This is a genomic window from Massilia sp. CMS3.1 (genome assembly GCF_051262535.1).
Classification (GTDB): Bacteria; Pseudomonadota; Gammaproteobacteria; order Burkholderiales; family Burkholderiaceae_D; genus Telluria.
This window is the reverse complement of the sequence record NZ_JBIMES010000008.1, coordinates 82,896-109,357: the sequence shown is the minus strand read 5'-3', so window position 1 is coordinate 109,357 and position 26,462 is coordinate 82,896. Positions and strand designations below refer to the sequence as shown.

Below are 26,462 nucleotides of genomic sequence, written 5' to 3'. Positions count from 1 at the left end.
CTCTTCCCATGCGAACCAGGACCCGCTTCCTGCTGCTAGTCCTTTCCGTACTGGTTCCCTCGTTCATCGCGTCGGCGCTGGCCGTTGCCTATGTCTACCGCGATGCGCAAGACGCCCAGAACCGCAGCATGGCGGAAACCGCCCGTGCCATGGCCCTGCTGGTCGACAGCGAACTCGAGAAGAAAGAAGAAGTACTGCGCGCGCTCGCGGCCTCGCCCGCCCTTGCCGGCGGCGACCTGGCCAGCTTCTACGAACACGCCAGGACGGTGGTGCCGCCGCCCGAGTCGACCGTCATCCTGTTCGACCTGCGGTCCCACCAGCTGCTCAACACGCGGCGTCCCCTCGGCACCGACCTGCCGAAACGCAATGGCTCGAACGTCGACCAATTGAGGGCGAAATATGGGGAAGAGCGCGCCCTGGTGTCCGACTTGTTCATAGGCCAAGTGGCGAAACGCAAGGATTTCGCGATTCAGGTGCCAGTCAAGGTCGACAATGTCCTGCGCTACAGGCTGACGATGGGAGTGGGCGCCAGCTCGCTGCAGAGCCTGCTGCTGCGCCAGCACCTGCCCGAGGGCTGGCTGGCGACCATTGTCGATCGCAATGGCATTGTCGTTGCGCGTACCCGCCAGCCCGAGCGCTTTGTCGGCACACCCATGTTGGCGACCTCGCGCAAGCTCATGGGCAACGCCAGGGAAACCATATATGAGGCGCGCACCCTCGACGGCACCCACTCGCGCGTATTCGTCAGCACGGTCCCGGCGGCCGACTGGAAAATCCTGCTCAGCATGCCAACGAGCGAACTACGCGAAGCGCCGCTGCGTGCCGCGGCCCTGCTCGGCGGCCTGATGGCGGTGCTGCTGATCATCGGCCTGGCCGCCGCGCACCGTTTCGCCAACCGCGCCATCGGGCCGATCGAGGCGCTCGGCCAAAGCGCGAAGGCGCTGGGCGAAGGCGCCGAAGTGCGCTACGCCGCGGCCGGCTGGGCCGAACTCGACAGCGTGGCGCACTACCTGGCCGACGCCAGCACCCGCATCCGCCACAACCAGTCCGAGATGGAATCGCGCGTCGCCGCCGCGATTGCCGCCACGGAACGCGCCCAGAGCGCGCTGCTGAAGAACCAGAAACTGGAAGCACTCGGGCGCCTCACCGGCGGCATCGCCCACGAATACAACAACCTGCTGCAAACGCTGACCACGGCGCTGCAACTGGCCGCGTTTTCCACGCGCGAGGAAAAAGTCAAAAGCCTGATCCAGACTTGCCAGCGCACGGTGGCACGCGCCACTACCCTGACCGGCCAGCTCGGTTCCTTCGGCCGCCTGCAGGAAGCGCGCATGACCACGGTCGACGTCTGCGAGCAGCTGCGCAGCGCCGTGCAGCTGATGAAGGGCTCGCTGCGCGGCGACGTCGCGGTCGAGGTGCATTGTCCAGACGGCGTCTGGCCGGTCACGCTCGAACCGCTGCAGTTCGACGTCGCGCTGCTGAACCTGGCGCTGAATGCGCGCGACGCCATGCCGAACGGCGGCTCGCTGCGCCTGGAAGCGAGAAACGTCGCGCAGGAGGGCGCCGATGCCAGCTTGCAGCGCGGCGACTACGTCCTGGTGAGCATGGTCGACAGCGGCAGCGGCATGACACCGGCCATCATGGCGCGCGCCCTCGACCCCTTCTTCACGACCAAACCGCCGGGCCAGGGCACGGGGCTGGGCCTGCCGCAAGCCTATGCGTTCGCGGCGCAGGCCGGTGGCACCTTGACCCTCGACAGCATTCCCGGCATCGGCACCCGCGTCGACATGTACCTGGCGCGCGCGCAAGCTGAAGTGACGGCGGCGCCCGGGATCGAAGGCGACGCGCTGCCGGCGCAAGGCAGCGGCAGCGTCCTGTTCGTGGAGGACGACGCCCTTGTGCGCGAAGCGGTCATGCGCGCCCTGACGGAGTCCGGCTTCGAGGTAATGGTCGCGGAAGACGGCGAAGCGGCGCTGCGCCTGCTGGAAAACAGCGCGCGCCGTCCGGACGTCGTGTTTTCCGACATCGTCATGCCGGGCCAGGTCAGCGGCATCGACCTGGCCGGTATCCTGCGCCAGCGCTATCCGGGCCTGCCGGTCATCCTCGCGACCGGCTACACCGAGCAGCAGATCGCCGTGCCCGATGTGCAGGTGCTGGCCAAGCCGTATGCGATCGAGCAGCTGGTGGGGATCCTCTCGAAAGCGACGGCGAACGCCTGACGGCCCACACCGCTCATCCCCGCCAGGTACCGCTCGGCACCTTTTTTGAAGAACCCCGTTGCGCATCGCGATACTGCCCGGGCGTCGGAGCATTTGCCGGCCGGCGCGTCCGAGCAACCAACCTTCGCGCGCCATGACCCTTCGCCCATTTCGTCTCGCCTGCCTGCTTGTCCCTTTCCTCCTCCTGCCTGCCGCCGCCGATCCAGGCGTGCGTCCGCAGGACGATCTTTACCTCGCCGCCAACGGCGCCTGGCTCGCCAGGACAACGATCCCCGCAGACAAGAGCGAGGTGTATGGAGCCGACCTGCCGGCCATCGTCAACGCCCGCGTGCGCGGCCTGGTCGACGGCTTGCGCCGGCAGCCGCGGGCGCCGGGCAGTGTGGAGCGCAAGCTGATCGACTACCACGACAGCTATCTCGACACAGAGGCGATCGACAGCGCTGGCCTGGCGCCGCTGCTGCCGCTGCTGGCCGAGGTCGACGCGGTCAAAGACCACGCCGCGCTGGCGCGCTGGCAGGGAAGCATCCAGGGTGTCTTCAAGACGCCGCTGTGGTTCTGGGGCGGCTTCGCCGACTTCAAGGATCCGACGCTTAACCGCGCGCTGCTGATGCAGGGTGGGCTTGGCTTGCCGGACCGCGACTACTACCTGAAGAATGAAGAACGCATGCTGCAGGCGCGTACTGCCTACCTCGAGTATCTGACCACGCTGGCACGTTTCGCCGGCGACCCTGCTCCCGCACAGAGCGCGCGCGCCGTGCTGGCGCTGGAGACGAAGCTGGCGGCGGCCCACCTGCCCGTGTCTGAAGCCATGAACCCGGCGCAGGTACGCTCGCTCGACGCGGCCCGGCTCGGGCGTGACGCGCCCGGCCTCGACTGGCGCGCCTTCCTGCTTGGCGCCGGCTTTCCGGACAGCGCCGTGGTGAATGTCGTGCAGCCGCCGGCAGCGGTCGCCAGCGCGCGCCTGATGGCCGAACTGCCGCTGGCCGACTGGAAGGCGTATTTCAGGCTGCGCCTGATCGATGCCATGGCGCAGGTGTTGCCAGGCGCCGTGCGCGATGCCCATTTCGCCTTCCATGGCAAGGCCATCAGCGGCCAGTCCCGGCCCGCGCCGCGCGCCGAGCGGGCAATCGACAACCTGACCGATGCCGTGGGCGACGGCTTGAGCGCGATGTACATGGCGCGCTACTTCCCGCCCGCACAAAAGGCCCGGGTCGAACGCATGGCGGCGCGCATCCTGGCCGCCGCGCAGGAAGCGGCCGGCCGCATCGCCTGGATGAGTCCAGCGACGAGGCGCGAAGCGCGGGCGAAAATCGCGCGCAGCACGATGCGGGTCGGCTACCCGGCGCGCTGGCGCGACTACAGCGCGCTCGAGATTCGTCCAGGGGATGCATTCGGCAACCGCATGCGCGCGCGCCGTCACGAATGGCTGCGCCTGGCGGCCCTGTCCGGCACGCCGGTCGACCGCGGCCTGTGGACCATGAGCCCCCTGGAGGCGAACGCATATTACGATCCGGTGCTCAATGAAATCAACCTGCCGGCCGGGATCCTGCAGGCGCCCTTCTTTGACGCGCAAGCGAGCGACGCCGCCAACTATGGCGGCATCGGCGCCCTGATCGGGCACGAGATCAGCCACGCCTTCGACACGACCGGTTCGCAGTTCGACAGCCGCGGTGCACAACGCGACTGGTGGACGGCGGCCGATCACGCGGCCTTCAAGGCCTTTGGCAGGGAGCTTGCCGCACGCTTCGATGCCGAGGAAGTGCTGCCGGGCGTGCATGTGAACGGCAAGCTGACGCTGTCCGAAAACATCGCCGACCTGATGGGACTGCAGCTGGCCTGGCGCGCTTTTAAAGGCGAGGCCCGCGCCGGCGACAGCCGCGAATTCTTCCTCGCCTATGCGCGCCAGTGGGCAGTCAAGCGGCGCGACGAACGCGTGCTGCAGCTGCTGGCAAGCGACCAGCACGCACCCGGTGCGCTACGCGCCAACTTCCCGGCGATGCAGCTCGACGCCTTCCACGACACCTATACGACCCGGCCGGGCGAGCGCATGTACCTGGCGCCGGAGGCGCGGCTGCGCGCCTGGTGAGCCGGTATACTTTGGGCCAACATCAACCACACTCCCATCGATGAGCATCCGCTTCCTGCCGCGCGAGCGCCAGTTCTGGTTCTATCACCTGGGCGCGAGCGCCTTCTGCCTCGTGCTGACGCTGCTGCCGATTTTCCTGTGGAGTCCACTGGTGGCGCAGGACAGCGTCGCCACGCTCGTCTGGCCGCTGCCGTTTACCCTCGCGGTGCTGGTGTTTCGCTGGCTGTACAAGACGCGCCGCTGGCAGCGCCTGCCGATGAACCGGCTGATCCTGCTGGTGGTCATGCATGGCGCGCTGTGCGCGCTGCTGGTCTCTGGCTTCACCGCCGCCGTCACGCTGCCTTTTTTCTGGGAACCGCTGGCCGCCTACTACGCCGCGGCCGGCATTCCCTTGGCAGCGGGGCGGTACCTGGTGCGCTCGATCAGCAGCGCCAGCCTGCAGGCGCACGTCTTCATCTGCGCCTGGAGTTTCATCTACATCAGCTTTACCGGTAGCCGCGACGCGCGCGAACAGGCGCTGGCCAACGCGCAGTTGCAGGCGTCGCTGAAGGACGCCCAGCTGCGCAGCCTGTCGAACCAATTGAATCCGCACTTCCTGTTCAATGCCCTGAACGACATCCGCTTCATGATCCACGAAGACGGGCGGCGCGCCGACATGATGCTGGTCGGCCTGTCGGAGATGCTGCGCTACACCCTGGCGGGCGACACCCGCCCCAAGGTGCGCCTGGCCGAGGAAGTCGAGATCATCGAACGCTACATCGCGATCGTCGGCGTGCAGCTGGAGGAGCGCCTGCGCTTCGTGCTGGCGATTCCCGAACAGCTGCACGATTGCCTGGTGCCGCCGCTGCTGCTGCAGATCCTGGTCGAGAACGCGGTCAAGCACGGCATCGAACCGCTGCGCGCCGGCGGGGCGCTGTCGGTCACCGCACTGGACGCCGGCAGCCACTTGCGCTTTCTCGTCGTCAACGACAAGCCGTCCGCGCAGGACGCGGCCGCCGGCCTGGGCATCGGCATGCGCAACATCGCCGGGCGTCTGGACCTGCTGTATGGCGCGGACGCCACGCATGAAGTGCGTGAGGCGCCCGGCCGCCACGAAGTCATCCTCACCCTGCCGAAGGAGCACGCATGCGTGCCCTGATCGTCGACGATTCGCGCCTGGCGCGCGCGGGCCTGGCGCGCATGCTGGCCGAATTCCCGGAAATCGAACTGGTCGGCGAAGCCGACCATCCGGATACGGCGCTGCCGCTGATCCGCGACCTGGAGCCCGACCTGCTGTTTCTCGATATCCGCATGGCAGGCGCCGATGCCTTCGATCTGCTGGCCAGGCTCGAACTCCACCCGCGCATCATCTTCACCACGGCCCATGCCGAGTATGCGATCCGCTCGTTCGACTTCGACACCGTCGATTACCTGTTGAAACCGGTCAGTCCCGAACGGCTGGCGCAGGCGATCCGCAAACTGGCGCCGCGCGATGCCGCACCCGCACTCGCGCCGGTACAAGCGCCACTCGAGCCGGACAGCAGGATCTTCATCAAGGACGGCGAGCGCTGCCACATGGTCAGCCTGGCAGCGATCCGCTGCTTCGAGAGCTGCAAGAATTACGTGCAAGTGTTTTTCGACGACCAGCGCGCGTATGTCAAAAAGTCGCTGGGCAGTGTCGAAGAACGGTTGCCGCGCCAAATGTTCTTCCGCGTCAGCCGCCAGCACATCGTCAATTTGAACGCGGTGGTGGCGATCGAGGAAGCGCTGGGCGCCGGCTACCTGGTTACGCTCGACAACGGCCAAAAACTCGAGATTTCACGCCGGAATGCGGCGCAATTGAAGGATACGCTGAGTCTTTGACAATTTTTATTGCAACGGGGAACGAAGTTGTGACCTCGTGCAGCAGTTGCTGTCGTGTCAAGCCAACTCAACAGTAAATACTCCGTTTAATTGTGCTTCACACACGCAAATTTGTGCCTATAATAATTTCGCTTTGTTAAGACCGTCGCTGGCGTCATTCGTTTTCTTCACCGACAAACCCTAACAAGGCACATTAAAATAACTTTTGGGGAATAAAAATGACGACTGGCACTGTTAAGTGGTTCAACGATGCAAAAGGTTTCGGTTTCATCACGCCTGACGGCGGCGGTGAAGACCTGTTCGCGCACTTCTCGGCAATCAACGCGCCCGGCTTCAAGTCGCTGGCGGAGAATCAGCGTGTGAGCTTCGAGATTACCACTGGCCCGAAGGGCAAACAGGCTGCCAACATCCAGCCACAGTGATGTTCGGACTGCGCGGCCGCTTCGGCGGTTGATGCGATCTGATCAATAAAAAAGCGCCTTTCGGGGCGCTTTTTTATTGATGTTCGTGGCGCTGTTGCGTGGGACGACGGGCCGCGCGGCCCTGAAATTAATGGCTGTGGCCGCTACCGCAAACGCCACCGCGCACCAGCGCACCAGGCAACACCGTCCCCGTTTCGCGTCCGCTGTCACCCGCGAAGCCGGCCGCATGCAGCCGCGCCAGGTAGTCCTGCCACAGCGCGCTCTGTTCGCTGCCCAGCTTGTACAAATAATCCCAGGTAAAAATGCCGCTGTCGTGGCCATCGGTGAACAGCGGTTTGACCGCGTAATTCCCGACCGGTTCGACGTCCTTGATGCCGACCTCGCGTTTGCCGACTTGCAGCGTTTCCTGGCCCGGACCGTGGCCCTTCACTTCGGCCGAAGGCGAGTACACGCGCATCAGCTCGAAAGGAATCGAGAAGGCGCTGCCGTCATCGAAAGCGAGCTCGAGCAGGCGGGATTTCTGGTGGACGGTCAGTTCGGTTGGAATCGGCATGGTGACTCTTTATCCTTGGTTCATGCGCCGCGCGATGGCGTCGGCGAGTTGCGGTAACAGCGCCCGGCGCGCGTCGAGCACGGCGGGATCAGGCTCGCGCACGGCCGCCGCCCAGACGGGCGCCGGGAACTGCGCGTCGTCAGTGTAGCGCGGGATGACGTGCCAGTGCAGATGCGGCACGACATTGCCCAGGCTGGCGACGTTGATCTTGGTCGGCGCCATGACTTCGCGCACGGCCTGCTCTACTTCGTACACGGCTTCGTTGAGCAGCAGGCGGTCGTCACGCGACAAGTCGCTCATCTCGCGCACGTGGTCGCGCCAGATGACGCGGCAAAAGCCTGGGTAATTCGGCTCGTCGGCCAGGATCACCGAAAATTTCTCGTTCGCGTGCACCGTCGACGCGGCGAACTGGCACAGTTCGCAACCCTGGACGATGGTCATACCAGCACCCGCTCGATCCCGCCGTTGTTGGCACGGGCGACGTAATCGGGCAGCCAGTTCTCGCCCAGCAGGTGCTTCGCGATTTCGACGACGATGTAATCGCTTGACGTATTCGCGTCGCCGTCGTAGCGCGACAGGCCCTGCAGGCAGGATGGGCAGCTGGTCAGGATTTTGACTTCGCCTGCGAAACCGTCTTCGCGCAGTTTGGCCGCGCCCTTCTCGACTTCGCTCTCCTTGCGGTAGCGGACCTGGGTCGCGATGTCCGGACGCGTCACGGCAAAGGTGCCCGACTCGCCGCAGCAGCGCTCGTTCTTCTCGATTTTCACGTTATCGATCGTCGAGACCAGGGCATTCACGGTCTTCACCGAATCCTGCATCTTCATCGGCGTGTGGCAAGGGTCGTGGTACATGTAGCGCGTACCTTCCACGCCCTCGAGCTTCACGCCCTTCTCGAGCAGGTATTCATGGATGTCCATGATGCGGCAGCCCGGGAAGATCTTATCGAATTCGTAGGTCGCCAGCTGGTCGTAGCAGGTGCCGCACGAGACCAGCACGGTCTTGATATCCAGATAATTCAGGGTATTGGCCATGCGGTGGAACAGCACGCGGTTATCCGTCATCATCTTGTCGGCCTTGTCGTACTGGCCGGCGCCGCGCTGGGGATAGCCGCAGCACAGGTAACCCGGCGGCAGCACGGTCTGCACGCCCACTTCCCACAGCATCGCTTGCGTGGCGAGACCCACCTGCGAAAACAGGCGCTCGGAGCCGCAGCCAGGGAAGTAGAACACCGCTTCGCTGTCGGCATTGGTCGCCTTCGGATTGCGGATGATCGGGATGACCTTGTCGTCCTCGATGTCGAGCAGCGCGCGCGCAGTCTTCTTCGGCAAATTGCCCGGCATCTTCTTGTTGATGAAGTGGATCACCTGCTCGCGCACCGGCGCCTTGCCGGTGGTCGGTGGCGGCGCGGCGGTCTGCTCTTTCGCGAACTTGCGCAGCAGCTGATTGCCCAGGCGCTGGGCTTTAAAACCGACGCCGACCATCGCCTTGCGGGTGGCGTTGATCGTGGTCGGATCGGTCGCATTCAGGAAGAACATCGCCGCGCGATTGGCCGGCTTGAAGCTGCGCTTGTCCATCTTGCGCAGGAGATTACGCATGTTCATCGAGACGTCGCCGAAGTCGATGTCCACCGGGCAGGGCGTGAGGCACTTGTGGCAGACGGTGCAGTGGTCGGCGACATCCTCGAACTCTTCCCAGTGGCGGATCGAGACGCCGCGGCGGGTCTGCTCTTCGTACAGGAAGGCTTCGATCAGGGCCGAGGTGGCGAGGATCTTGTCGCGCGGCGAATACAGCAGGTTCGCTTGCGGCACGTGGGTCGTGCAGACCGGTTTGCACTTCCCGCAGCGCAGGCAGTCCTTGATGCTGTTGGCGATCTCGCCGATATCGCTCTGCTGCATGATCAGCGACTCGTGGCCCATCAGGCCGAAGGACGGCGTGTAGGCGTTGCGCAGGTCGGCGTGCGCATCCTTTAAATTGAGCAGCTTGCCCTTGTTGAAGCGGCCTTCCGGGTCGACCCGCAGTTTGTAGTCGCGGAAATCCTTCATCTCGTCGTCCGTGAGGAATTCGAGCTTGGTGATGCCGATGCCGTGTTCGCCCGAAATAACCCCATCGAGCGAGCGCGCCAGTTTCATGATGCGCTCGACCGCTTTATGGGCGTCCTGCAGCATCGCGTAATCGTCCGAGTTGACCGGCAAATTCGTGTGGACGTTGCCGTCGCCCGCGTGCATGTGCAGCGCTACGAACACGCGCGAGCGCAGCACCCGCTTGTGGATGACGGTCGTCTCGTCGAGGATGCATTTATAGGCGGCGCCGTTGAAAATCTGGCGCAGCGGCGCGCGCAGGTCCTGCTTCCAGGAGACGCGCAGCGTGTGGTCCTGCACCACGTCGAACAGGGTCGCCTGCGGCTGGTTGCCGATGCGCAGATCGAAGGTGCTGGAGAGGTGACCCAGGCCGAGTTCATCGAGCTTGTGGTGGACGTCCACCAGCTTCTGGTCGAGGTTCGCCAGCACATAGGTCCAGCGCGCCTGCACGGCGTCGACCAGGGCTACTGCCTGCGCCGGTCGGTCGCCCATGATTTCGTCGCGCGCGACCGTGTCGCCGCTGGCGTCGTCGCTCTTCTCGAGCGGCAGGTGGCTACCCGAAAAATAGGTACGCAGTTCGCCGGCCAGCTGCAGTTTGTTTTTGATCGACAGCTCGATGTTGATGCGCTCGATGCCGTCGGTGTATTCGCCCATCCGGTTCAACGGAATGACGACGTCTTCATTGATTTTAAACGCGTTGGTGTGGCGCGCGATGGCCGCGGTGCGAGCGCGATCGAGCCAGAATTTTTTACGCGCTTCGGCACTGACGGCAACGAAACCTTCGCCGACACGCGTGTTCGCGATGCGCACGACTTCGGAGGCGGCAATGGCCACGGCGTTCTCGTCGTCGCCCACGATATCGCCAAACAAGGCCATTTTCGGCAGCGTGCCGCGTTTCGATTTGGTGGCATAGCCGACCGCGCGCAGATAGCGTTCGTCGAGGTGCTCGAGGCCCGCCAGGCGCAGGGTCTCGAATTCCGGTTTGCCGCTCTTCGGCAGCCCATCGAGATAATCCTTGATCTCGACGATCGATGGAATCGCGTCGCGCGCCTGGCCGAAAAATTCCAGCGCCACGGTGCGCGTAAACTTCGGCATCTTGTGCAGGATCCAGCGGCCCGAGGTAATCAAGCCATCGGTGCCCTCTTTCTGGATGCCCGGCAGGCCCGAGAGGAATTTGTCGGTGACGTCCTTCCCTAAACCCTCCTTGCGGAACTTGCGGCCCTCAATGGTCAGGGTCTCGGTGCGGAACGGCGCGCCTTTTGGCGCGCCCTTGGTCGCCGGATGGGTCCATTCCAGTGTAAAGACGGCGGTCGGCGCGTCGTGGATCTTGCCCAGGTTGTGGTCGATGCGCGTGACCTCTAACCAGTCGCCGTTCGGGTCGACCATGCGCCAGGAGGCCAGGTTGTCGAGCGCAGTGCCCCACAGGACGGCCTTCTTGCCACCCGCGTTCATGGCGATGTTGCCGCCGATGCAGGACGCGTGCGCCGAGGTCGGGTCGACCGCGAACACGAAGCCGGCCTGCTCGGCCGCCTGCGAGACGCGCTGGGTGACGACGCCGGCGCCGGTGTGGATGGTCGCGTAGTCGCGGTCCAGGCCCGGCAGGCGCGTCATTTCGACCTCGCCTAATCCGATCAGCTTTTCCGTATTGATGACGGCCGACTGGCTGGTCAGCGGAATGGCGCCGCCCGTATAACCGGTGCCGCCGCCGCGCGGGATGATGGTCAGACCGAGTTCGATGCAGCCTTTCACCAGGCCCGCCATCTCTTCTTCGCTGTCGGGCACCAGCACCAGGAACGGGTATTCGACGCGCCAGTCGGTGGCGTCGGTCACGTGCGAGACGCGGTGCATGCCGTCGAAACGGATGTTGCGTTTATCGGTGTAGGCCCCGAGCACGGTGCGAGCCTTCTTGCGCAGGTCGTACATCTCGCGGAACTCGCGGCCGAAGTCGTCGACGGCCTGGGTTGCCGCGGCAAGCAGTTGTTCGACCGCGCTGCTGCGCGCGGCGACCGTGGCGGCGTCGCCGCCATCGGAGGTGTCGACCGTCAGGCGGCGTTTATCCACTTCAGCCAGGCGGTGATGCAGCGCATCGATCAGCTTTTGTCTGCGCTTCGGGTTGTCCAGCATGTCGTCCTGCAGGTAGGGATTCCTGCGCACCACCCAGATGTCGCCCAGCACCTCGTACAGCATGCGCGCGGAGCGCCCGGTCTGGCGCGCGCCGCGCAGCTGGTCGAGCAGCTGCCAGGACGCTTCGCCGAGCAGGCGGATCACGATTTCGCGGTCCGAAAACGAGGTGTAGTTGTAGGGGATTTCGCGCAGGCGCGCCGGTGCGTTATCGGCAAGCAGGGTCTGGATGTGTACTGGGGCGTTCATGGATGATCGACGTTTGGACTGGCCCGAAGGATGACCATTCTAGCTTATTGCGCCGCACAACGCTGGGTCGGGCGAATTTCCAAAGGCTTGCCAAGCAACAAAATTTGCATCGGGGGCCTCTTGTGCAAATTACGTTTGCAAAAAGGCTTGTCCAGGCACAGAAAATCTTTCTGTAGGCGAACCCCGCCGAATTGGCTGACCTGCGTGCGCTAGCCGGTGACGCGCGTGATCATCTCACCCAGGTGACGCCAGAAACTGTCGGGCACATACAGCAGCACCAGCGTCATCGTCAGGTAGCGCCCGAACTTCCCGATCGCCATGTACATCACGCTCGGCCAGAACGGCATGTGCAGCCAGCCTGCGAGCGTGCACAGCGGATCGCCAACGCCCGGCAGCCAGGACAGCAGCATGGTCTTGGCGCCGTATTTCGCGAGCCAGCCGAACCAGCGGCTCTGGCGCTCTTTCGCGAACGCGATTTTGGCGCGGTAGCCGAGCAGGTAGTCGACTGCCCCGCCGATCGTGTTGCCGAGGGTGGCGACCAGGATCGCCGGCCAGAACATGGCCGGGTTGGCCTTGATGACGGCGAACACGGCCGGCTCGGAGCCGAGCGGGACCAGGGTGGCGGAGACGAATGCGATAACGAAGACCGACGTAAGCCCGACTGTGGGAGCGGCGAGGACCTTGAGCAGCCAGAGGACAGCGGTTTCGATCATCGAGTCATTTCGGTCAGTGGGAGGCGTCCATTATAATGATGAAAACCCATCGCCCCGACACGATACGCCGAGCTGCAACCCAGCGCCCCGTCTCGTACTGCAGAGCCCAGGTCATCCGCCAAGGTAAACAGTCTCGCGTCACAGGAACCAGGACACTGGCCACACATTTTCCTTTTCCCCGACCATGACCATCGACTACCTGAAAAAAATCCTGACCGCGCGCGTCTACGACGTCGCCGAGGAAACGCCGCTCGAACTCGCCCCCACCCTGTCGCAGCGCTTCGGCAACCGCATCTATTTCAAGCGCGAAGACATGCAGAGCGTGTTCAGTTTTAAACTGCGCGGCGCCTACAACAAGATGGCGCACCTGCCGCAGGAGGCGCTGAACCGCGGCGTGATCTGCGCCTCGGCCGGCAACCACGCGCAAGGCGTGGCCCTGTCGGCCGCGCGCCTCGGCTGCCGCGCGCTGATCGTGATGCCGACCACGACCCCGCAAGTGAAAATCGATGCGGTCAAGGCGCGCGGCGGCATTGCGGTCGAGGTCGTGCTGCATGGCGACTCCTACACCGATGCCTATAACCACGCCCTGACGCTCGAGCGCGAACAGAAGCTGGCCTTCGTGCACCCGTTCGACGACCCGGACGTGATCGCCGGCCAGGGCACGATCGGCATGGAGATCCTGCGCCAGCACTCGGGACCGATCCACGCGATCTTCGTCGCCATCGGCGGCGGCGGCCTGATCGCGGGCATCGGCTCTTATGTGAAGGCGGTGCGGCCGGACATTCGCATCATCGGCGTGCAGTCGATCGATTCGGATGCGATGGCCAAGAGTTTGAAAGCGGGCGAACGGGTCACGCTGGCCGATGTCGGCCTGTTCTCGGACGGCACCGCGGTGCGCCTGGTGGGCGAGGAAACCTTCCGCATCGCGAAGGAAGTGGTGGACGAGATCATCCTGGTCGACACCGACGCCATTTGCGCGGCGATCCAGGACGTGTTCCAGGACACGCGCAGCATTCTCGAGCCGGCCGGCGCGCTGGCCATTGCCGGCGCCAAGGCCTATGTCGAACGCTCGCAGTCGCAGCGCCAGCCGATCAAGAACGAAACCCTGGTGGCGGTCGCCTGCGGCGCCAACATGAATTTCGACCGGCTGCGCTTTGTCGCCGAACGGGCCGAACTGGGCGAAGCGCGCGAGGCCGTGTTCGCGGTGACGATTCCCGAGCAGCGCGGCAGCTTCAAACGATTCTGTTCGCTGGTCGGTGCCCGCAACGTCACCGAGTTCAACTACCGCATCAGCGATGCGCGCCAGGCGCACGTGTTCGTCGGTATCCAGGTCGGCAGCCGCGGCGAGTCAAGCTTGCTCGCCCACACCTTCGAGCAGCACGACTTCCCGACGCTCGACCTCACCCACGACGAACTGGCCAAGCTCCACATCCGCCACCTGGTCGGCGGCAAAAGCACGCTGGCGCAGGACGAGCTGCTGTACCGCTTCGAATTTCCCGAGCGTCCCGGCGCGCTGATGCGCTTCCTGGACAGCATGGCGCCGAACTGGAATATCTCGCTGTTTCACTATCGGAACCAGGGCGGGGATGTGGGGCGCATTCTGGTCGGCTTGCAGGTGCCGGGTGGAGAGATGGATGCGTTCCGCCAGTTTTTGGCGACGCTGGGGTATAGGTATTGGGATGAGACTGCGAACCCGGTGTACAAATTGTTTTTGTGATGGCGTTGTCCGCTTGGCGGCCCTACGCCTGCCAAGCGGACCGGACACGCAAGCCACTCCGGAAAGGTGTACGATACGCCGCTTTGCCGCTGTCGCGCAGCGCCGGCGCTTCCAGACGAGATCATGAACAACACTCCCGATCAATCGCCACTTGGCAAATCCTCCGCCTACCAGACCCAGTACGCGCCGGAGTTGCTGTTCCCGATTCCGCGCCAGCAGAAGCGTGACGAGCTGGCCATCACGGGTACGCTCCCCTTCTTCGGCCTGGATATCTGGAACGCCTACGAATTGTCGTGGCTGAACATGCGCGGTAAACCCCAGGTAGCGATCGCGACCATCAGCGCGCCGGCCGATTCGCCGAACATCGTCGAGTCGAAGTCGTTCAAGCTGTACCTCAATTCGTTCAACCAGACGCGCGTGGCCGGCATCGAGGCCCTCCAGTCACTGCTGCGCGAAGACCTGTCGAACGCCTTCGGCGCGCCGGTCCACATCACGATCCTTGAACCGGAGAATTTCGGCAAACTCAAGATGGGCGAACTCGAGGGCCGGTCGCTCGACCGCCTCGACATCGAGGTCGACGATTATTCGCCGGCGCCGCATTTGCTCACTGCCAGTTTCGACGAAGCGCCGGTCGAGGAAACCCTGGTGTCGAACCTGCTGAAATCGAATTGCCTCGTCACCGGCCAGCCGGACTGGGGCAGCGTGCAGATCGACTACGTCGGGCCGCAAATCGACCAGGAAGGCTTGCTGCGCTACCTGATCGGCTTCCGCGAGCACAACGAATTTCATGAGCAATGTGTCGAGCGCATCTTTATCGACATCCTGCGCCAGTGCAAGCCGACCAAGCTGGCGGTGTACGCGCGCTATACGCGCCGGGGCGGCCTCGATATCAATCCCTGGCGCGCAAATTTCAGCACGGGACGCCCGCACAATCTGCGCGGCGCGCGCCAGTGACCGGGCTGGTCCTGTACCTTTACAGCCACAGCTACTAACGAAAAAACAACAGTGAACGCAGCCCGTCAGAGTGCATCAATTTTAAGCAACGACGGGGAAAGCACGGTCAATACGCCTTGTCTCCCACGTTTCATTCATCGTGCATCGATTTTCGAAACGGAAATTGCGTTAACGCTTGTGGAGGCGCAAACAGCGCTCGCGACACTGCTGGACGAAAGACTGAAACGGGTAGGCGACAGGCGTAGGATACCGACGCGAAATCGAATTACGCGGCCTACAAACAGGCCTATAATTCTGCTCGGCAAGTCGGCTGTTGTACGCCGCAATATGAAAAGCGTGAAATGACTAATCTCAGCAAAATCCTTTCTCTCGAAAACGTTCAGCTCGACATCGAAGTGTCGAGTAAAAAACGCGCCTTTGAACAGGCCGGACTGATTTTCGAGAACAACTGCGGGATCGCACGTTCGACCGTATCCGAGAACCTGTTCGCACGCGAGCGCCTCGGTTCGACCGGTCTGGGACATGGTGTCGCGGTGCCGCACGGGCGTATCAAGGGCAGCAAGAGCCTGAAGCAGCCGATCGCCGCCTTCGTCCGCCTGAAAGCGCCGATTCCGTTCGAGTCCCCGGACGGCCAGCCGGTCAATCTGCTGTTCTTCCTCTTGATTCCGGACCACGTGACCCAGCAGCACCTGGAAATTTTGTCGGAAATCGCCGAGCTGTTTTCGGACCAAGCGATCCGCACCGCGCTTGCCACCGATACCGATCCGCGCTCGATCCACGAACGTATTATCAACTGGCAACCTAGCTTGCAGGCCTTGGGTTAAACTCGGGCCATGCTCCAGACTCCGCTTACCATCCAACGGCTGTACGACGATAACCGCGACAGCCTGCAACTCGGCTGGTTCGCCGGTTTTCCGGGCGGCGAACGGCTGATCTCGGGCGACGTCGCCTCGGCCGCCGACCAGGTCGGTCACCTGAACCTGATCCACCCGGGCCGCATCCAAGTCTTCGGGCATCAGGAACTGAATTACTACCACCGCCTGAAATCGAGTTCGCGCAGCCACGTGATCGGCGAACTGATCGGCGGCGGGCCGCCGGCGCTGATCATCGCGCAAGGGCTGGAAACGCCGCCTGACATCCTCGCCATCTGCGACGAGCAAAATATTCCGCTGTTCTCGACCCCGCTGCCCGCGGCGCAGGTGATCGACTTCCTGCGCGTCTATTTATCCAAAAAGCTGGCGCAGCGCGTGATCATGCACGGCGTCTTCATGGACGTGCTCGGCGTCGGCGTGCTGATTACCGGCGACTCCGGCCTTGGTAAAAGCGAACTCGGCCTGGAACTGATCTCGCGCTCGCACGGCCTGGTGGCCGACGACGCGGTGGAATTCTCGCGCATCGCGCCAAACATGATTGAAGGCCGTTGCCCGCCGCTGCTGCAAAACCTGCTGGAGGTGCGCGGCCTCGGTCTGCTCGACATCAAGGCGATCTTTGGCGAGACGGCGGTGCGGCGAAAAATGCGCTTGAAACTGATCGTGCACCTGGTGAAACGGGGCGTGCTCGACGAAGAGGTCGAGCGCCTGCCATTCCACTTCCCGACCGAAGAGGTGCTGGGTCTGCCGATCCGCAAGGTCGTGATCCCGGTCGCGGCCGGCCGCAACATCGCGGTGTTGCTCGAGGCCGCGGTGAGGAATACGATCCTGCAGCTGCGCGGGATCGATACGCTGCAGGAGTTCATGGAGCGGCAGAGACAAGCCATGAGCGGGGATTGAGATCTCAGCGACGACAAAGAAGGCCCTGTTACGGTATCATCGCGTCATGCACATCGTTCTTATCACCGGTATCTCCGGCTCGGGCAAATCGGTTGCCCTGAATGTCCTGGAAGACGCAGGTTACTACTGCGTCGACAACCTGCCGCCGCCCTTGTTGCCGCAGATGGTGAAGACCGTTTCCGGCAGCACGGCCAAGCTGGCCGTCGCGGTCGATGCACGCAGCGCCGAATCGCTGGCCGAACTGCCCGTCACCGTGCGTATGCTCAAGGAAGAAGGCCACCAGGTCAAGGTGCTGTTCCTCACCGCGAGCACCCATTCGCTGGTCGCACGGTTCTCCGAAACACGGCGCAGCCACCCGCTGTCGCACATGCTGATGCCGGGTGAAAACCCGGCCTCGCGCCGCACCCTGATCGAATGCATCGCCGAAGAGCGCGAACGCCTGGCCGCCATCGAGCAGCTGGGCCATGTGATCGATACCTCGGAAGCGTCGGCGAATAAACTGCGCGCCTGGATCAAGGAACTGGCCGAGGTCCAGCACGCACCGTTGACGCTGTTCTTCGAGTCCTTCGCCTTCAAGGTCGGCGTCCCGCTCGACGCCGACTTCGTCTTCGACGTACGGGCAATCCCGAATCCATATTACGACCTCGCCCTGCGCCCGCTGACGGGCAAGGATGCGCCGGTGATCGCCTTCCTCGACGCCCAGCCGAGCGCCACCGAGATGCTGCACGATATCTGCAAGTTCGTGGAAAAGTGGCTGCCTTCGTTCAAGACCGACAACCGCAGTTACCTGACGGTGGCGGTGGGTTGTACAGGTGGACAGCATCGCTCGGTGTACATGGCGGAGCGGCTGGCCGCGTATTTCAACGACAGCGAACGCGTGGTGTTGCGGCATCGCGAGCAATCGTAAGGGGAGCGACCCCGTGCGTCCTGCCTCGGGTCACATCCCTTGGCGCAGCTCGCTGTCCAGGGCGTCGAGGAAGACTTTCACGCGTGTCGGCACATAGCGCCGCGTCGGCATGACGGCCCATACCGACAGCTCTTCCATGAGCGCGTCCTCCAGCTCGATCCTGACCAGCGTGCCATCGGCAAGCTGCTGGCGGACATCCCAATAGGTCAACATCGTCACGCCCATGCCCAGCAGCGCCGCCGTCCGTGCCGCGTCCACGCTGCTCGTGAGCACCCTCCCCCCCATGCGCCGGCGCTGCAGTTCCCCATTGACCAGCAAGGGCCATTTCGGCACTGCCTGCAGGACGATGCAGTGATGGCGCTCCAGCTGCGCCAGGGTGGCAGGGCGGCCATGCCGGGCGAGATAGCCAGGCGCCGCGCAGATGATCCTGGGATTGGGTGCCATCTTGCGGGCGACAAGTTCCGAGTCCGCCAGCGGCGCGATACGTAGCGCCAGATCGAAGCCCTGGCCGACGATGTCCAGCACGCGGTCCGACAGGTCGAGATCGATCCGAAGCCCGGGAAGCTGTTCCATCAGCCGTGCCATGAGCGGCAAGACAATGGTCTGCCCGAACACACTGGGGGCCGTCATCCGCAGCACGCCCGACACGCTGGCGGCCGAAGGGCTCAACTGGCCGCGTGCGCTCTCTTCGGCATCCGTCATCGTGTGGGCGAAGGGAAGGAAAGCCTCGCCTTCGGCCGTCAACGACAGCGAGCGTGTGGTCCGGTGGAACAGGCGCACGCCGAGCTCTGCTTCAAGCGCCGCCAGGCGGCGCGACACTTGCATCGGGCCGAGGTCGAGCTGCCTGGCAGCGGCGGACAGATTGGAGGCGGAGGCTACCGCGAGGAAAATCCTGAGGTCTGAAGTCTGCACTTTATAACTTAATTTGTTAAGGCGGCTTCACTTGCTCATGGCTTGGTCTAAGGTCAGGCCTGCACCATAATGCCCTCTTTCCCGCGAGCGCGGACAAGAACATGATGGCATTGAGAAAAGGAAGCAGCAGAATGAGCAGCCCGTCCGCACAAATTTTATCCGCATACGATATGAAAGGCGCACTGCTGCGCAACCGCCTGGCCGTTGCACCGATGACCCGGGTAACGGCGAGCGAGACTGGCGCGCCGACCCCTGCCATGCACGACTACTACGTCCGGTTTGCCAAGGGCGGGTTTGGTATGGTGATTTCCGAGGGGCTGTATACCGACCAGGCCTTCGCGCAGGGTTACCGCAACCAGGCCGGCATGGCCGACGATGTCCACGCGCACGGATGGGCAGCCATCACGCGCGAGATCACGGCGCACGGGAGCCTTGCCATTGCCCAGCTGATGCATGCCGGTGCGCTGAGCCAGGAGAACCCGTTCCGCTCCCACACGGTGGGGCCATCGGCGCTCCGGCCCAAGGGCGAACAGATGGGCTTCTACCATGGCGCCGGGCCGTATGCCGAGCCGGTCCAAATCGATGAACACGAGATCGCCGAGGTGGTCGCGGGCTTCGTCTCGGCAGCGGCGCGCGCGGTGCGGATCGGCGGATTCGGCGGGATCGAGATCCACGGGGCGAACGGCTATCTCCTCGATCAATTCCTGACTGCGGAAACCAACCGCCGCACCGACCGCTGGGGCGGCGACACCGGTGCCCGTGTGTCGCTGCTGGTCGAGGTGCTGGAAGCCGTCAAGGCCGAGATCGGCGGCGAAGTCCCTGTCGGTATCCGCATTTCGCAGGGCAAGGTGAACGACTTCACGAGCAAGTGGGCCGGGCGCGAAGCGGATGCGCAAGCGACCTTCTCTGCACTGGCGGCGGCAGGCGCGGACTTCATCCACGTCACCGAATTCGAAGCATGGCAGCCGGCATTCGAAGGCGGCACCGACAGCCTGGTTGCGCTGGCGCGTCGCTACGCGCCGGGCGTACCGATTATCGCCAACGGCAGCCTGCACAGCGTCGAACGCGCGGCCCAGGCGCTGGAACTGGGTGCCGACGTGGTTGCGCTTGGGCGCGGCGCACTGGCCAATCCGGACCTGCCCGCCTTGTTCGCGCAAGGACGGGCGCCACGCGAGTTCGACGGCGCGATCCTGGGACCGATCGCGAATATCAAGGAGAGCGAGCTCGCCTTCGACAAGATGGACTGAGGCCGGCGACCCTAGACCAGATGTCGCAGCGGATGCGCGTGCTCCGGCCACACCGGCGCGAAGAAGTGTTCCACCATCTCCGGCGTTACCTCGCCCAGCGTCGGTGGATTCCACTGCGGCGCATTGTCCTTGTCGATCACCAGCGCGCGCACGCCTTCGAGCACTTCGCCGTGCTCGAAATTGCGGCGCACCAGCGAGCGCTCCATGCGCAGGCAATCGGCCACGTTCATCGATGCGCCGCGCAGCAGCATCTCGCGCGTCACGCACATCATCAAGGGTGAGCGCTGGCGCATCGCAACCAATGCCTTTTGCGCGAAGGGATTGTCGTCGCCTTCCAGCGAGGCCATGATCGCGGCCACCGAAGCGGCGCCGAAGTGAAGGTCGATCGCGGCGCGCTGCGCTTTCAATGGACTGTCGCCGGCATCCGCAGCGAAACGCGCACCGAGCGCGCGGATGGCGCCTGCCAGCTGCGCGCCCGGCGTGTTCCCGATCAGGGCGTTCAGTTCGCCCAACTGCGCACCCGGCACGAACACGTCGGCCAGTCCGACATACAAGGCGTCGGCCGCACCCATCGTCAAGCCCGTCAGGCCCAGGTAATTGCCCAGCTGACCCGGCGCGTGCGACAGGAAATGGCTGCCGCCGACATCCGGGAACAAGCCGATGTTCACTTCCGGCATGGCCATTTTGGTGCGCTCGGTGACGATGCGCAGGCCGCTCTCGGGACCTCCCTGGGCGATGCCCATGCCGCCGCCCATCACCACGCCATCCATGATCGAGATATACGGTTTCCGATAGAAGTAGATGAGGTGGTTCAGCGCGTATTCTTCGGTGAAAAAATCTTCCAGCAGCGCGCTGCCCCCTGGCGGGGTGGCGTGGCCGGCTTCATGGAAGAAGCGGATGTCGCCGCCGGCGCACAGTGCTTTTTCGCTGCTGCTGGTGAGCACGACCGCGGCGACCGATGCATCGTCGCGCCAGGCCAGCAGGATGGCGGTGAGGCGCCGCACCATCGCCAGCGAGAGAGAATTCAAGGTCTTCGGACGGTCGAGCGTAATCACGCCGGTGCCGTTGGCAACGCGGGTCAGGACATGGTCGGTCATGGTGGTCGGCTTACGGAAAAACATGCATTTTACCGAAGCGCGTGCGTCGCGGGTGCATGCGCCCACGCCCAATTGAAAAGGGCGCCTTTCGGCGCCCTCGTTCAGACGGTGCTCAGTGCTGATCAGAACGCAGCAGTGGCCTCTCCGCCTTCAGGACGGCGCTTGAGCGCCTCGTGACCATGGTCTTTCAGTATCGATTTGTACTTCATCACCTGGCGATCCAGCCTGTCCATCAACAGGTCGATCGCGGCATACAAGTCGTGCGCCACACTCTCCACGTGCACCATCTTGCCGGACAGGCGCAAGTTGATCTCGGCCTTTTGCCGTTTGTCTTTTTCAGTGAGATTGTCGATCGCGAGGATCACGTGGGAATCGATGACTTGATCGAAATGGCGGGTGATGCGTTCGAGCTTGTTCTGTACGTATTCACGGATGGCGGGGGTGACGTCGAGGTGGTGGCCACTGATGGTGAGATTCATACACACTCCTTAGATAAATGCGCGGACTCCGCTACCGCGCCTGGGACGCGTGGGTGCCGCTGTTACAAGGATTTGCGGAGACTGACGGGAGGAATCTTGAGTGCCTCGCGGTATTTTGCAACCGTGCGGCGCGCAATGACCATACCTTGTTCACCGAGCATTTCCGCGATCTTGCTATCGGATAATGGGTTCTTTGGGTCTTCTGCTCCTGTCAGCTGCGCAATAAGCGCCCGTATCGCCGTTGACGATGCTTCGCCCCCCGCTTCGGTGGCGACGTGGCTTCCGAAAAAATACTTCAGCTCAAACATGCCGTGCGGGGTCAGCATGAATTTTTGAGTTGTTACACGAGAAATGGTGCTCTCGTGCAGACCTAGTGTATCAGCTATCTCGCGAAGCACAAGGGGACGCATGGCAACCGCGCCATGGCTAAAAAAGTTGCGCTGGCGTTCCACAATTGCCTGCGAAACACGCAGGATCGTGTCGAAGCGCTGGCGCATATTTTTAATCAACCACTTCGCTTCCTGCAGCTGCGCGCCCATTTGCCCTTCGCCTTTTCCCTGCTTGAGCAAGGTGGCGTAGACGTTGTTGACGCGCAGGCGCGGCATCACTTCGTTGTTCAGCGTGACGGCCCAGCCGCCCTTCGATTTGCGGACAATAACGTCCGGAACGACGTAATCCGACACGCTCGACGCGAACGCCGCGCCGGGGTGCGGATTGCACTGGCGGATCACGGCTTGCGCTTCGCGCAGGTCTTCGTCGTCGCAGTCGAGCGCTTTTTTCAGCTTGGTGAATTCGCGCTGCGCGAACCAGGTCAGATAACCCTCGACGATTTTCAAGGCCATGCGTCGCGTCACCAGCGGCACGCCGCGCATGCTGCGGATCTGCAGCGCCAGGCACTCGGCCGCGCTGCGCGCACCGACGCCGGTCGGATCGAGGCTTTGCACCAGCGCCAGCGCGCAGCGCAATTCATCCATCTCGATGTCCAGCTCGTCCGGCAAGCGCGCGTGGATCTCATCCAACTGCTCTTCGAGGTAGCCGTTGTCGTCGATCGCGTCGATCACCAGTTCGGCCAGTACGCGGTCGCGGTCCGTCACGCCCGTCACCCGCACCTGTTCCGTCAGGTGCTCGCGCAGCGTCACGCCGATGGCGCCGAGCTGCGGACGGCCATCGTCGTCGCCGTCGCCGCCCGAGCTGCGCCCGAGCTCACCCCAGTCGCCGTCGGTCTCTCCGCGCTCGACCTCGGCGCCGCCTTCCCCATCGGCCGATTCCGGGGCCGGCGCGCCCTCCTCGGCACCCGGGGCCGGCGCCTCGGCTTGTGGCGGCGAATCGTTGATCGCACCGTCGGCCAGCAGGCGCACCGAATGGTCGAGCGGATCGTCGAGCCGCTCGAGCAGCGGATTATCGGACAGGATTTGCTCGAGCTCCTGGTGCAGTTCGAGCGTGGACAGCTGCAACAGCCGGATCGACTGCTGAAGCTGCGGCGTGAGCGCCAGGTGCTGCGAAGTCCGGAGTTGCAGGGATTGTTTCATGGCGCCGTTTCAATCCTACATTCTGAAATGTTCGCCCAGGTAGACGCGTCGTACCGACTCGTCGGCGATGATGTCGTCGGGACGTCCCGACGCCAGCACCGCGCCCTGGTTGATGATGTAGGCGCGGTCGCAGATGCCGAGCGTCTCGCGCACATTGTGGTCCGTGATCAAGACGCCGATGCCGCGCTCCTTCAGGAAGCGCACGATGCGCTGGATCTCGATCACCGCGATCGGATCGACGCCGGCAAAGGGCTCGTCGAGCAGCACGAAGCGCGGGTTGGTGGCCAGCGCGCGTGCGATCTCGACGCGGCGCCGTTCGCCGCCCGACAGTGAGAGCGCCGGATTCTCGCGCAGCTTCTCGATTTGAAGTTCGCCTAACAGGGAGTCCAGGCGGGTGTTGATGGCGTCTTTCGTGAGCGCCTTGCCATTGTCGTCGCGCTGCAGTTCGAGCACGGCGCGGATATTGTCTTCCACCGTCAGCTTGCGAAACACCGACGCTTCCTGCGGCAGGTAGGACAGGCCCATCACCGCGCGCCGGTGGATCGGCAGGCTCGAGATGTCGGCGCCGTTGATCTCGATGGTGCCGGCGTCCGACGGCACCAGGCCCACGATCATGTAGAACGAGGTGGTCTTGCCGGCGCCGTTCGGGCCCAGCAGGCCGACGACTTCGCCGCAGCCCACCTCGAGCGAGACGTCGCGCACGACCAGGCGCTTGCCGTAGCTTTTCTGCAGTCCCCGCACGACCAGGGTGCTGCGGCTGTCGGGCATATCCTTCATCATCATGGCTTTCCCGGCGCCGGTGCGGGCGCGGCCCCAGGCGCCGCGCGGCGCGGCGCGATGATCAGGGTGCCGCGTCCGCCGCCAACACGGCTTTCGCCGCTGACGTCGTTACGTACGGTCGCCACTTCGCGCCGGCTGTCGTAGGAGATGTAGGCGCCATCGAGTTCGTTCGTCAGGCGTCCGTTTTCGAGCTGCTTGACGATCGCCTTCGAAAACAGTTTCACCAGTTCCTGGCGCTCGTCGTATTCGATGCGCTCGGCCTGGCCTTCCATCCACAGGTCGGGACCGCCGTCGCGCTTCTGGCGGAAGGTCGCCACGCGGCCCGGACCCGAGGTCAGCGTCACGCTCATATAGCCTTCCGGGCTTTCCTTGACCAGGGCGCGGTCCGATTTCAGGGTCAATGTGCCGCGTGTGACGATGACATTTCCCGTCAGGATGCGCGTCTGCGTGACTTCGTCGACGTCGAGCGAATCGAAGTTGATGACGGCCTGCTTGAGCGAGTCCGCGCGCTCGGCGGAAGCCGACAGCGAGAGCAGGGAAAGAAAGGCGGCGGCGATCACGTTATGGAAACTGTTTTTCATGGGTGCTCGTTCCTGTTATTGGGGTGGTGCGGCGTTCTGGCGCGGCGGATAGACGATCTGGCCGCGCCCGCCGAGGTGCAGCTTCTGGGTCGGGTTGTCGGCCACCATGCCGATCCCGTTCATCGTTGACGCGCCCAGCGTCATCTGCACCGGCAGCGCCGTCTTGAGGATCTCGTCGTCGGCCAGCACGGTGAGGGCCTCGGTGCGCGCGTGCAGGGCTTCGCTGGTCGGCGTGGCCGGGCGCTTGATGTCGACCTTGCCGATCAACTCGACGCGGTTTTCGCCATGGTAGACCTGGCCCCGTTCGGCGTGCATGGTCATGCGCGGGCGGCCAGGGTCCATGCTCTCGACGATCGGCCTGGATATCTCCGACACGTCGTTCTCGGGATGGTGCGCCAGGCGCGCGCCGGACATCACGTAGCGCGGCGCGCCCTGTTCGGTCATGCGCACGAAACTGAAATTCTCGACGATGTAATCCGGCTCGTTCAGGACGTTGCCGGCGGTGGCGCTGTCATCGGTCTGGATCGCCTGCAGCAGCCAGAAGCTGCCGAAGGCGAAGAAGACAGCCGTCAGCATCAGCGCCAGTGTGCGCCAGCGGTGTGCGGTACGTTTATTCACGTGGGGGCCATGCCTTCACGCCAACTCATTGGAAATAAGGCGCCAGCGCCTCGTCGTAGCTGCCCTGGGCCCGCATCACCATGTCGCACACCTCGCGCACGGCGCCACGCCCGCCGCCGGCTTTGGTAACGTAGTGCGCGCGGTGCTGCACCTCCGGGTGCCCGGTCGGCACCGTGACGGCAAACCCTACCTTGGTCAGCAGCGGCAGGTCGATCACGTCGTCGCCGATATAGCCGCACTGCTGGGCCGTCAGGTTCAATTGCGCCAGCAGCTCGGCAAACGCGATGCGCTTGTCGTGAAAGCCTTGCCAGACATGGGTAATGCCCAGGTCTTTCGCACGTGCGACCACGATCGGCGATTTTCTCGCGCTGATGATGGCGGTGGCCACGCCCGTCTTTTGCAGCAGCTGGATGCCCAGGCCATCGAGGACATTGAACGTCTTGGTGATCTCTCCCTCGGGGCCATACGTCAGGCTGCCGTCGGTCAGGATGCCGTCGACATCGAAGATCATCACTTTTACACGGGCGGCGCGCGTCATGTGGTCGAGCGGGGTCATCAGATCACCTTGGCACGGGTCAGGTCGTGGATATGCAGGGCGCCGACCAGGATGCCGTCCTCGTCGATTACCAGCATCTGGTTGATGCGGAATTCTTCCATGATCGCCACCGCGTCCACCGCCAGCTGCTCGGGGTGCACGGTGCGCGCGCCGATGTGCATGACGTCGCGGATGGTGAGGTTCGAGAAGTCCTGCAGGCGTTCGATCAGGCGGCGCAGGTCGCCGTCGGTGAAGACGCCGAGCGGCTTGAAATCGGCGTCGACCACGGCGGTCATGCCCATGCCCTTCTGGCTCACCTCCAACAAGGCGCGCGTCAGCGGCATGTCCGGCGTGACCGATGGAATCGCGTCGCCGCTGCGCATTACGTCGCGCACGTGCGTGAGCAAGCGACGCCCCAGCGCGCCGCCCGGATGCGAACGCGCGAAGTCTTCCTCGCGAAAGCCCCGCACATCGAGCAATGCCACGGCCAGCGCATCGCCCAGGGCCAGCGTGACGGTGGTGCTGGCGGTCGGCGCCAGGTTCAGCGGGCAGGCTTCCCTGGCCACCGAAATGTCGAGGTGGACGTCGCTCAACTGCGCCAGGCTTGAATGCGGTTTGCCGGTCATCGCGATCAGGGGCGCGCCCATGCGTTTTACCACCGGCAGGATATCCATCAGCTCCGACGATTCGCCGGAATACGAGATGGCGATGAACACGTCCTGCGGGGTGACCATGCCGAGGTCGCCGTGGGCGGCTTCGCCCGGATGCACGAACATGGCCGGGGTGCCGGTCGAGGCCAGCGTGGCCGCGATCTTGCGCGCGATATGGCCGGACTTGCCCATGCCCGACACGACCACGCGGCCGGTGCAGCGGTACAGTACGCCGACCGCGCGCACCAGGCTGTCGTCGGCATCGAGCCGCGCATGCACGGCCTGGATCGCCTCGGCCTCGATGGCAAGGGTCTCGCGCGCCAGTTCGAGCACGCGCCGCGACTGGTTCTCGTCAAAACTGTTCAGCATTGTTTTTTCATCGGGTACACTCATCACCGAAGTAT

24 protein-coding genes are annotated in these 26,462 nt (G+C 63.9%); 11 read left to right on the top strand and 13 right to left on the bottom strand.

The features are described from left to right. Nucleotides 1–8 precede the first annotated feature (8 nt). From ACHAC9_RS14575 to ACHAC9_RS14555, 5 genes are all read left to right on the top strand, one after another. On the top strand, nucleotides 9–2,219 hold the full coding sequence (locus ACHAC9_RS14575; RefSeq protein ID WP_435760709.1) for a response regulator: 2,211 nt from the start codon (nucleotides 9–11) through the stop codon (nucleotides 2,217–2,219). A 133-nt stretch (nucleotides 2,220–2,352) separates the two neighbouring features. Then, on the top strand, nucleotides 2,353–4,305 hold the full coding sequence (locus tag ACHAC9_RS14570; protein WP_435760708.1) for a M13 family metallopeptidase: 1,953 nt from the start codon (nucleotides 2,353–2,355) through the stop codon (nucleotides 4,303–4,305). A 40-nt stretch (nucleotides 4,306–4,345) separates the two neighbouring features. Continuing rightward, nucleotides 4,346–5,443 (top strand): sensor histidine kinase, encoded by a 1,098-nt coding sequence (locus ACHAC9_RS14565; RefSeq protein ID WP_435760707.1) that lies wholly within the window; start codon nucleotides 4,346–4,348, stop codon nucleotides 5,441–5,443. Continuing rightward, the gene (locus tag ACHAC9_RS14560; protein WP_435760706.1) at nucleotides 5,431–6,147 is read left to right on the top strand and encodes a LytR/AlgR family response regulator transcription factor; all 717 of its coding nucleotides are present in this window, start codon (nucleotides 5,431–5,433) and stop codon (nucleotides 6,145–6,147) included. The genes ACHAC9_RS14565 and ACHAC9_RS14560 overlap by 13 nt, the downstream gene beginning before the upstream one ends. Nucleotides 6,148–6,365: 218 nt before the next feature. Further along, the gene (locus tag ACHAC9_RS14555; RefSeq protein WP_435760705.1) at nucleotides 6,366–6,569 is read left to right on the top strand and encodes a cold-shock protein; all 204 of its coding nucleotides are present in this window, start codon (nucleotides 6,366–6,368) and stop codon (nucleotides 6,567–6,569) included. Between the two features lie 127 nt (nucleotides 6,570–6,696). Here the strand turns inward: ACHAC9_RS14555 and ACHAC9_RS14550 are convergent, their stop codons facing one another. The 4 genes from ACHAC9_RS14550 to ACHAC9_RS14535 form a co-directional block, all read right to left on the bottom strand. Further along, nucleotides 6,697–7,122 carry a gamma-butyrobetaine hydroxylase-like domain-containing protein gene (locus tag ACHAC9_RS14550; protein WP_435760704.1) on the bottom strand — a complete coding sequence of 142 codons (426 nt, stop codon included), beginning with the start codon at nucleotides 7,120–7,122 and terminating at the stop codon, nucleotides 6,697–6,699. A gap of 9 nt (nucleotides 7,123–7,131) precedes the next feature. Continuing rightward, nucleotides 7,132–7,563 (bottom strand): HIT family protein, encoded by a 432-nt coding sequence (locus tag ACHAC9_RS14545; protein ID WP_435760703.1) that lies wholly within the window; start codon nucleotides 7,561–7,563, stop codon nucleotides 7,132–7,134. After that, complete coding sequence (locus ACHAC9_RS14540; protein ID WP_435760702.1) at nucleotides 7,560–11,570, bottom strand: DUF3683 domain-containing protein; 4,011 nt, start codon at nucleotides 11,568–11,570, stop codon at nucleotides 7,560–7,562. The genes ACHAC9_RS14545 and ACHAC9_RS14540 overlap by 4 nt, the downstream gene beginning before the upstream one ends. 209 nt (nucleotides 11,571–11,779) lie before the next feature. Beyond that, nucleotides 11,780–12,283, bottom strand: coding sequence for a YqaA family protein (locus ACHAC9_RS14535; protein ID WP_435760701.1), 504 nt, complete (start codon nucleotides 12,281–12,283; stop codon nucleotides 11,780–11,782). 184 nt (nucleotides 12,284–12,467) lie between these two features. On the opposite strand from ACHAC9_RS14535, the gene ilvA reads away from it, so the two are divergent. From ilvA to rapZ, 5 genes are all read left to right on the top strand, one after another. Next, entirely contained in the window at nucleotides 12,468–14,000 is a 1,533-nt protein-coding gene (gene ilvA, locus ACHAC9_RS14530; protein ID WP_435760700.1) for a threonine ammonia-lyase, biosynthetic, read from the top strand. Between the two features lie 123 nt (nucleotides 14,001–14,123). After that, complete coding sequence (gene queF / locus ACHAC9_RS14525) at nucleotides 14,124–14,954, top strand: NADPH-dependent 7-cyano-7-deazaguanine reductase QueF (protein WP_435760699.1); 831 nt, start codon at nucleotides 14,124–14,126, stop codon at nucleotides 14,952–14,954. A gap of 341 nt (nucleotides 14,955–15,295) precedes the next feature. Then, nucleotides 15,296–15,778 (top strand): PTS sugar transporter subunit IIA, encoded by a 483-nt coding sequence (locus ACHAC9_RS14520; protein ID WP_435760698.1) that lies wholly within the window; start codon nucleotides 15,296–15,298, stop codon nucleotides 15,776–15,778. 9 nt (nucleotides 15,779–15,787) lie between these two features. Beyond that, nucleotides 15,788–16,723, top strand: coding sequence for an HPr(Ser) kinase/phosphatase (hprK, locus tag ACHAC9_RS14515; protein ID WP_056345175.1), 936 nt, complete (start codon nucleotides 15,788–15,790; stop codon nucleotides 16,721–16,723). A gap of 46 nt (nucleotides 16,724–16,769) precedes the next feature. Beyond that, entirely contained in the window at nucleotides 16,770–17,630 is an 861-nt protein-coding gene (gene rapZ, locus ACHAC9_RS14510; protein ID WP_435760697.1) for an RNase adapter RapZ, read from the top strand. 30 nt (nucleotides 17,631–17,660) lie between these two features. Here rapZ and ACHAC9_RS14505 read toward each other — a convergent pair whose 3' ends face one another. Beyond that, nucleotides 17,661–18,542 (bottom strand): LysR family transcriptional regulator, encoded by an 882-nt coding sequence (locus ACHAC9_RS14505; protein ID WP_435760696.1) that lies wholly within the window; start codon nucleotides 18,540–18,542, stop codon nucleotides 17,661–17,663. A gap of 131 nt (nucleotides 18,543–18,673) precedes the next feature. Here ACHAC9_RS14505 and ACHAC9_RS14500 point away from each other — a divergent pair, with 131 nt between their 5' ends. After that, nucleotides 18,674–19,789, top strand: a complete 1,116-nt coding sequence (locus ACHAC9_RS14500) for an NADH:flavin oxidoreductase (RefSeq protein WP_435760695.1) — start codon at nucleotides 18,674–18,676, stop codon at nucleotides 19,787–19,789. Between the two features lie 11 nt (nucleotides 19,790–19,800). Here ACHAC9_RS14500 and ACHAC9_RS14495 read toward each other — a convergent pair whose 3' ends face one another. The 8 genes from ACHAC9_RS14495 to ACHAC9_RS14460 form a co-directional block, all read right to left on the bottom strand. Beyond that, complete coding sequence (locus ACHAC9_RS14495; protein WP_435760888.1) at nucleotides 19,801–20,886, bottom strand: enoyl-CoA hydratase/isomerase family protein; 1,086 nt, start codon at nucleotides 20,884–20,886, stop codon at nucleotides 19,801–19,803. Between the two features lie 122 nt (nucleotides 20,887–21,008). After that, nucleotides 21,009–21,365, bottom strand: coding sequence for a ribosome hibernation-promoting factor, HPF/YfiA family (gene hpf, locus ACHAC9_RS14490; RefSeq protein ID WP_435760694.1), 357 nt, complete (start codon nucleotides 21,363–21,365; stop codon nucleotides 21,009–21,011). Between the two features lie 62 nt (nucleotides 21,366–21,427). Then, nucleotides 21,428–22,894 carry an RNA polymerase factor sigma-54 gene (locus tag ACHAC9_RS14485; RefSeq protein WP_435760693.1) on the bottom strand — a complete coding sequence of 489 codons (1,467 nt, stop codon included), beginning with the start codon at nucleotides 22,892–22,894 and terminating at the stop codon, nucleotides 21,428–21,430. Between the two features lie 15 nt (nucleotides 22,895–22,909). Continuing rightward, complete coding sequence (gene lptB, locus ACHAC9_RS14480) at nucleotides 22,910–23,677, bottom strand: LPS export ABC transporter ATP-binding protein (RefSeq protein ID WP_435760692.1); 768 nt, start codon at nucleotides 23,675–23,677, stop codon at nucleotides 22,910–22,912. Beyond that, nucleotides 23,674–24,255, bottom strand: coding sequence for a lipopolysaccharide transport periplasmic protein LptA (gene lptA / locus ACHAC9_RS14475; protein ID WP_435760691.1), 582 nt, complete (start codon nucleotides 24,253–24,255; stop codon nucleotides 23,674–23,676). The genes lptB and lptA overlap by 4 nt, the downstream gene beginning before the upstream one ends. A 15-nt stretch (nucleotides 24,256–24,270) precedes the next feature. Beyond that, the gene (gene lptC / locus ACHAC9_RS14470; RefSeq protein WP_435760690.1) at nucleotides 24,271–24,873 is read right to left on the bottom strand and encodes an LPS export ABC transporter periplasmic protein LptC; all 603 of its coding nucleotides are present in this window, start codon (nucleotides 24,871–24,873) and stop codon (nucleotides 24,271–24,273) included. A gap of 25 nt (nucleotides 24,874–24,898) precedes the next feature. Continuing rightward, the gene (locus ACHAC9_RS14465; RefSeq protein WP_435760689.1) at nucleotides 24,899–25,429 is read right to left on the bottom strand and encodes a KdsC family phosphatase; all 531 of its coding nucleotides are present in this window, start codon (nucleotides 25,427–25,429) and stop codon (nucleotides 24,899–24,901) included. Continuing rightward, the gene (locus ACHAC9_RS14460) at nucleotides 25,429–26,451 is read right to left on the bottom strand and encodes a KpsF/GutQ family sugar-phosphate isomerase (protein WP_435760688.1); all 1,023 of its coding nucleotides are present in this window, start codon (nucleotides 26,449–26,451) and stop codon (nucleotides 25,429–25,431) included. Before ACHAC9_RS14460 ends, ACHAC9_RS14465 begins: the two co-directional genes overlap by 1 nt. Nucleotides 26,452–26,462: the final 11 nt, after the last annotated feature.

Bases quoted from the DNA above. Each gene is read 5' to 3' on its own strand.
- ACHAC9_RS14575 (WP_435760709.1), top strand. From the start codon at position 9: ATGCGAACCAGGACCCGCTTCCTGCTGCTAGTCCTTTCCGTACTGGTT.
- ACHAC9_RS14570 (WP_435760708.1), top strand. From the start codon at position 2,353: ATGACCCTTCGCCCATTTCGTCTCGCCTGCCTGCTTGTCCCTTTCCTC.
- ACHAC9_RS14565 (WP_435760707.1), top strand. From the start codon at position 4,346: ATGAGCATCCGCTTCCTGCCGCGCGAGCGCCAGTTCTGGTTCTATCAC.
- ACHAC9_RS14560 (WP_435760706.1), top strand. From the start codon at position 5,431: ATGCGTGCCCTGATCGTCGACGATTCGCGCCTGGCGCGCGCGGGCCTG.
- ACHAC9_RS14555 (WP_435760705.1), top strand. From the start codon at position 6,366: ATGACGACTGGCACTGTTAAGTGGTTCAACGATGCAAAAGGTTTCGGT.
- ACHAC9_RS14550 (WP_435760704.1), bottom strand. From the start codon at position 7,122: ATGCCGATTCCAACCGAACTGACCGTCCACCAGAAATCCCGCCTGCTC.
- ACHAC9_RS14545 (WP_435760703.1), bottom strand. From the start codon at position 7,563: ATGACCATCGTCCAGGGTTGCGAACTGTGCCAGTTCGCCGCGTCGACG.
- ACHAC9_RS14540 (WP_435760702.1), bottom strand. From the start codon at position 11,570: ATGAACGCCCCAGTACACATCCAGACCCTGCTTGCCGATAACGCACCG.
- ACHAC9_RS14535 (WP_435760701.1), bottom strand. From the start codon at position 12,283: ATGATCGAAACCGCTGTCCTCTGGCTGCTCAAGGTCCTCGCCGCTCCC.
- ilvA (WP_435760700.1), top strand. From the start codon at position 12,468: ATGACCATCGACTACCTGAAAAAAATCCTGACCGCGCGCGTCTACGAC.
- queF (WP_435760699.1), top strand. From the start codon at position 14,124: ATGAACAACACTCCCGATCAATCGCCACTTGGCAAATCCTCCGCCTAC.
- ACHAC9_RS14520 (WP_435760698.1), top strand. From the start codon at position 15,296: ATGACTAATCTCAGCAAAATCCTTTCTCTCGAAAACGTTCAGCTCGAC.
- hprK (WP_056345175.1), top strand. From the start codon at position 15,788: ATGCTCCAGACTCCGCTTACCATCCAACGGCTGTACGACGATAACCGC.
- rapZ (WP_435760697.1), top strand. From the start codon at position 16,770: ATGCACATCGTTCTTATCACCGGTATCTCCGGCTCGGGCAAATCGGTT.
- ACHAC9_RS14500 (WP_435760695.1), top strand. From the start codon at position 18,674: ATGAGCAGCCCGTCCGCACAAATTTTATCCGCATACGATATGAAAGGC.
- ACHAC9_RS14495 (WP_435760888.1), bottom strand. From the start codon at position 20,886: ATGACCGACCATGTCCTGACCCGCGTTGCCAACGGCACCGGCGTGATT.
- hpf (WP_435760694.1), bottom strand. From the start codon at position 21,365: ATGAATCTCACCATCAGTGGCCACCACCTCGACGTCACCCCCGCCATC.
- ACHAC9_RS14485 (WP_435760693.1), bottom strand. From the start codon at position 22,894: ATGAAACAATCCCTGCAACTCCGGACTTCGCAGCACCTGGCGCTCACG.
- lptB (WP_435760692.1), bottom strand. From the start codon at position 23,677: ATGATGATGAAGGATATGCCCGACAGCCGCAGCACCCTGGTCGTGCGG.
- lptA (WP_435760691.1), bottom strand. From the start codon at position 24,255: ATGAAAAACAGTTTCCATAACGTGATCGCCGCCGCCTTTCTTTCCCTG.
- ACHAC9_RS14465 (WP_435760689.1), bottom strand. From the start codon at position 25,429: ATGACCCCGCTCGACCACATGACGCGCGCCGCCCGTGTAAAAGTGATG.
- ACHAC9_RS14460 (WP_435760688.1), bottom strand. From the start codon at position 26,451: ATGAGTGTACCCGATGAAAAAACAATGCTGAACAGTTTTGACGAGAAC.